This is a genomic window from Paraburkholderia sp. (assembly GCF_035656215.1).
GTDB lineage: Bacteria > Pseudomonadota > Gammaproteobacteria > Burkholderiales > Burkholderiaceae > Paraburkholderia.
Genome location: NZ_DASRSY010000336.1, coordinates 1 through 4,263 on the forward strand (window position 1 = coordinate 1; position 4,263 = coordinate 4,263).

Below are 4,263 nucleotides of genomic sequence, written 5' to 3' on the forward strand. Positions count from 1 at the left end.
CGAGGTCGGCGGGCGCTTTGCCCTCCAGGTACTGCCGTTCGAACATCGAAAGCACTTTTTCGGGTGTCATGGGCGCCTCCTCGCTGTTGGATGCGCCAAGTCTAAAGGCGGCACACAGCGCGCGGAACGTCTGCGGTGCCGAACCCGGGTTAGCCCCAGGCGAAATCGGCATACCACGTGGAGGCCGGCAGCCGGGTCCCGGCACGTGAAGCCCAATATTTGAATCCCGGTACCAAAGGCCTGCACCTGACATCCGGCAACTGAAGCGCTGCGAGAACGAAAGCACTGCCCCCGAAGCCCCGCAAAAACGAAAAAGGCGCCGAAGCGCCTTTCCCGTCAAGCAGTACCGCGAGCCAAATTACGGCGCGTTGCGCTTTGCATTGTCCTTGGCGTCTTCCTTAGCGTCGCCATAGGCCTTTTGCACTTTGCCTGCGCCTTGCTGAAGGTCGCCTTTAAGCTCCTTACCCGGGTTGTTGGTGACTTTACCGGCGACTTCGTTGACCTTGCCCTTGATCTGCTCGCCCACGCCCTTCACCTGGTCCTTGTTCATATTCGGCTCCGATATCTGGAATGCCAGCGCAACATTACGCCAGTATCCCTATTCAGCAACGGGCGTGCCCGCCTCGGCCGTCACCCTCGCCAGCCCCTTTCACCCGGCAAACACGAGCGCAAAAAATATTTCAAGAAAGCCCTAAAGTCCCGCCGCGGCCTGCCGTAAAGGTGCCAAGGAGGGGCTATGGAACGCACGCTCATTACCATGCCGGGGTCATCCCAGGCGGCGCTGGCCGATCAGGACATCGCGCATATCAGGCGCGTGATGCGGCCGTCTTTACACGGCGATCTGGGCGGTCCGATTCTGCCGGCCACCTACTGGCGCAAGCGTCTATGCCAACTGCTCGACACCGGCAATCTGTCCCACGCGCAGTTGTGCGCGGTGGACGGCCTCCTGCTGCAACTCGATCAGTTCGAAGCCGAACCTCAGCCCGTATGGGATCAGTTGGTCCCGGCAGCCGCTGCCCCGTTCAAGCCGCTCGCCCCCACCGCGGCCAGCCACCCTATCTGACACGCCGCAAGCCTTGATGGCCGGCCATTCGGGCTGGCCAGTCCGACTCTATTCCCAGTAAAAAAAAGGCCGCGAACCATGTCGCGGCCTGAACACGTCGCAACGCTGGGAATTCGCGTCACGTCGCAAGCCTACACGTCCAACTGTGACAGCCGCATTTAGGCGAAAGCGGTCTTTGAGCGACCGGAAATTTTCTGCTCACGGCCAGTGAAAATAGGAAAAAGGGACGACATTAGGTCATAATGTCCGCAAAAATTCCCAGCAAGGACATCCGTGACCCTCGCCGCACCGCTCGACCTGCTCAGACAGGCGCGCGCCCGCTTCACTCAACGCGAAATCGCAGCGCACGTCGGCAAGGACATCAAGACGGTGCGCCGCTGGGAAAAAGGCGAAACGCCGTGCCCGTCCATGCTCGAACCGGCCTTGCGCGATCTGCTGCACAGCAGCGGCCGGGCGAAGGCCGGCACGGATACGGGCGACGCCCAGTTTCGCTTCATCGATCTCTTTGCCGGCATCGGCGGCATTCGCATGGGTTTCGAGGCGCACGGCGGCGACTGTGTCTTCACGAGCGAATGGAACGATTTCTCCACCAAGACCTATCGCGAGAACCACCCTGCGGGCGGCGAACACGCGTTGATCGGCGACATCGTCTCGTTTCCCGCCGAAGAGGTGCCGAGCCACGACGTGCTGCTCGGCGGCTTTCCGTGCCAGCCATTCTCCATTGCCGGCGTCAGCAAGAAAAACGCGCTGGGCCGCCCGCACGGTTTTGAGTGCACGACGCAGGGCACGCTGTTTTTCGACGTCGCGCGGATCATCGCGGCAAAGCGGCCCGCCGCGTTCCTGCTGGAGAACGTGAAGAATCTGCTCTCGCACGACAAAGGCCGCACCTTCGACGTGATCCTGCAGACCCTGCGCGACGAGCTCGGCTATGAAGTGCACTACCGCGTGGTCGACGGCCAGCATTTCACGCCGCAACATCGGGAGCGCATCATCATCGTCGGCTTTCGCGGCAAGACGTCGTTCTCCTGGGACGATCTGCGTCTGCCGGAAAACGGCCCGCGTCTCGGCTCGATCCTGCATCGCACGGACGGCAGCGAACCGGTGCTGCCGTGGGACCACGATCGTTTCTTCGACCACGCCGGCAAACGCGTGCAACCGAAGTACACGCTCACGCCCAATCTCTGGACCTATCTGCAAAACTACGCCGCGAAGCATCGCGCGGCGGGCAATGGCTTCGGTTTCGGCATGGCGTATCCCGACAGCGTCACGCGCACACTGTCCGCGCGCTATCACAAGGACGGGTCGGAAATCCTGGTCTATCAGGGCGAGCAGTTGCGGCCGCGACGCCTCACGCCGCGTGAATGCGCACGGCTGATGGGCTTTCCCGATACCTTCAGGATTCCGGTCAGCGACACGCAGGCTTACCGGCAATTCGGCAACAGCGTCGTCATGCCGGTGATGCGGGAAGTGGCGCGCATCACGCTGCCGCATGTGCACACCCTGCTTGCCGAAGAAACGCACAATGGTTCCAGGCAAGCCCTTTCACTCTATTCCTGAGTGGCCTGACCGGCCACCCAGACGCTAACAATGGTCGATATCGTCGACAGCGCGACACGCAGCCGGATGATGTCCGGCATTCGCGGCCGCAATACGAAACCGGAAATCCTGATCCGCAGCCTGCTGCACGGCCAGGGTTTCCGTTTCCGTTTAGACGCACGCGATCTGCCAGGCCGCCCGGACATCGTGCTGCCGCGCTACCGTGCTGTCGTGCTGGTGCACGGCTGTTTCTGGCACGGTCACGACTGTCATCTGTTCAAATGGCCGCAAACGCGGCCCGAGTTCTGGCGCGACAAAATCGGCCGCAATCGCAGCAACGACGACAAGGTTCAGGCGGCGCTGCTCGCGAGCGGCTGGCGCGTCGGGGTGGTGTGGGAATGCGCTTTGCGTGGTGCGAATCGCGATATCGAAGGCGTGTTGCAACGGCTCGTCGAGTGGTTGAAGAGCGACGCGCCGCGCTTCGAGGAACGCGGCTGAAAGCTGCTTGTAGCCTGCCCGGTTGGAGCGAATCCCGAGGCCGCTGGTGATACACTCGACTGGCTAGCTCGGGGCATTTTTTTGCGGGCCGAACCCGCAGAAATCGGGCAGCAAGCCCACAGCAAAGAAACGCGCCCCGACCATCCCAGAACTACTCACGAAGGGAGGCACACCATGGCTGATTTCCGTCTCTGGTCCGACGATTTCCCCACCAATGGCTTTATGCCGAAAGCCCACGAATACCACGACAAGGCTTTCGGTGTGGACGGCGAGAACATCTCGCCCGCACTGCAGTGGGATGCGCCGCCGGCCGACACCCAAAGCTTCGCACTCACCGTTCACGATCCGGACGCACCTACCGGCAGCGGCTTCTGGCACTGGGTCGTGGTCAACATTCCGGCCGACGCCCGCTCACTGCCGCGCAACGCCGGCAAAGCAGATGGCGCGCTGCTGCCGCAAGGCGCGCTGCAGGTGCGCAACGACTACGGCACGGTCGGCTTCGGTGGCGCCGCGCCGCCGCGCGGCGACAAGACACACCGCTACATCTTCCGCCTGCACGCGCTGAAGGTGCCGAATCTGCCGATCACCGCAGACACCACCAATGCGGTCGCGCGCTTCATGACGCATCTGAACGAACTCGACTCGACCACCCACACCGGTCTGTACGAACTCAAATAACGCGTGAGACGCGATGCCGGTGAGTTGTCGCGGCACGGGCATCGTCGCTGCATGCCGTCCTGTTTTTCCAGGGCGGCACGCAGCGCGCGTGCCTCATCGTAGGCTCGATGAGCCGCCCACTCCAAATCAAAAGAACGATGCACGTACAACCATCGCGCAAGGACGATTCGATGCCGTCCGATGCCGCCTCAGCTATTCCACCCGCCTCCGGCACGCCGTTCGCGGATAGTCCCGAACAAGGCTTGCCGATTCCGCAACGCTACTGGGCCATGCTGGTTATCGCACTCGCCCTCACGCTGGCGGTGCTCGACAGCGCGATCGCCAACGTGGCGCTGCCGACCATCGCGCGCAATCTCCATGCGAGCGCAGCCGGCTCGATCTGGGTCGTCAATGCTTACCAGTTGGCCGTCACCATTTCGCTGCTGCCACTTGCTTCGCTCGGCGATCGCATCGGCTACCGGCGCATCTATCTGGCCGGGCTGATCCTG

General features: G+C 62.5%; 6 protein-coding genes. 5 read left to right on the plus strand and 1 reads right to left on the minus strand.

The features are described from left to right. Positions 1–358: 358 nt before the first annotated feature. Positions 359–550 carry a CsbD family protein gene (locus VFE81_RS19540; protein WP_325046169.1) on the minus strand — a complete coding sequence of 64 codons (192 nt, stop codon included), beginning with the start codon at positions 548–550 and terminating at the stop codon, positions 359–361. 186 nt (positions 551–736) lie between these two features. Here VFE81_RS19540 and VFE81_RS19545 point away from each other — a divergent pair, with 186 nt between their 5' ends. From VFE81_RS19545 to VFE81_RS19565, 5 genes are all read left to right on the plus strand, one after another. Continuing rightward, complete coding sequence (locus VFE81_RS19545; RefSeq protein ID WP_325046170.1) at positions 737–1,063, plus strand: hypothetical protein; 327 nt, start codon at positions 737–739, stop codon at positions 1,061–1,063. Positions 1,064–1,336: 273 nt separating this feature from the next. Further along, the gene (dcm, locus tag VFE81_RS19550) at positions 1,337–2,620 is read left to right on the plus strand and encodes a DNA (cytosine-5-)-methyltransferase (protein WP_325046171.1); all 1,284 of its coding nucleotides are present in this window, start codon (positions 1,337–1,339) and stop codon (positions 2,618–2,620) included. A 30-nt stretch (positions 2,621–2,650) separates the two neighbouring features. Further along, positions 2,651–3,097 (plus strand): very short patch repair endonuclease, encoded by a 447-nt coding sequence (locus tag VFE81_RS19555; protein WP_172168509.1) that lies wholly within the window; start codon positions 2,651–2,653, stop codon positions 3,095–3,097. A 174-nt stretch (positions 3,098–3,271) separates the two neighbouring features. Further along, complete coding sequence (locus VFE81_RS19560) at positions 3,272–3,775, plus strand: YbhB/YbcL family Raf kinase inhibitor-like protein (RefSeq protein ID WP_325046172.1); 504 nt, start codon at positions 3,272–3,274, stop codon at positions 3,773–3,775. A 137-nt stretch (positions 3,776–3,912) separates the two neighbouring features. Further along, the coding region (locus VFE81_RS19565; protein WP_325046173.1) for an MFS transporter at positions 3,913–4,263 on the plus strand (351 nt) is incomplete at its 3' end.

What these genes read in the sequence shown, in the direction of transcription:
- VFE81_RS19540 (WP_325046169.1), bottom strand. Translation starts at nt 550, where the DNA reads ATGAACAAGGACCAGGTGAAGGGCGTGGGCGAGCAGATCAAGGGCAAG.
- VFE81_RS19555 (WP_172168509.1), top strand. Translation starts at nt 2,651, where the DNA reads ATGGTCGATATCGTCGACAGCGCGACACGCAGCCGGATGATGTCCGGC.
- VFE81_RS19545 (WP_325046170.1), top strand. Translation starts at nt 737, where the DNA reads ATGGAACGCACGCTCATTACCATGCCGGGGTCATCCCAGGCGGCGCTG.
- VFE81_RS19560 (WP_325046172.1), top strand. Translation starts at nt 3,272, where the DNA reads ATGGCTGATTTCCGTCTCTGGTCCGACGATTTCCCCACCAATGGCTTT.